General features: G+C 55.8%; 1 protein-coding gene. It reads right to left on the reverse strand.

Annotated elements, in window-relative coordinates; all coding sequences use genetic code 11:
• Nucleotides 1–396: IS3 family transposase (locus SB816_RS30050; protein ID WP_410547999.1), on the reverse strand; the 396-nt coding region annotated here is incomplete at both ends.

Raw genomic sequence — 396 nt, forward strand, 5'->3', positions numbered from 1 at the left:
GCGATATTTTGATGCGCGTTTCATTGTACCATCGGATGTAGGCATCCACCTCTGCCACGAACTGCTCGATCGTGATGACCTTCCAGTCTCGTGGATAGAAGAGCTCGGTTTTCAACCGACCGAAGAACCCTTCGCACGCGGCGTTGTCTTGCGAGCAACCCTTTCGGGACATCGAGCGAACCAGTCTCGCTTCACTGATACGGGTTAGCCAGCCCGGCCATCGATAATGTGCTCCGCGATCGGAATGGATGATTGGCCGTTCCTCGCAGTTGGCGACGGTTCCGATGGCTGCATCCAGCATGGTGTTGACGAGACCCGCATCTGGTTGGGTTCCGATGGACCAGCTGATGACCATGCCGTCAAAGCAGTCGATGATGGGCGAAAGGTACACCTTAC

It is taken from the genome of Achromobacter sp. SIMBA_011, assembly GCF_046535435.1.
Classification (GTDB): Bacteria; Pseudomonadota; Gammaproteobacteria; order Burkholderiales; family Burkholderiaceae_B; genus Achromobacter; species Achromobacter dolens.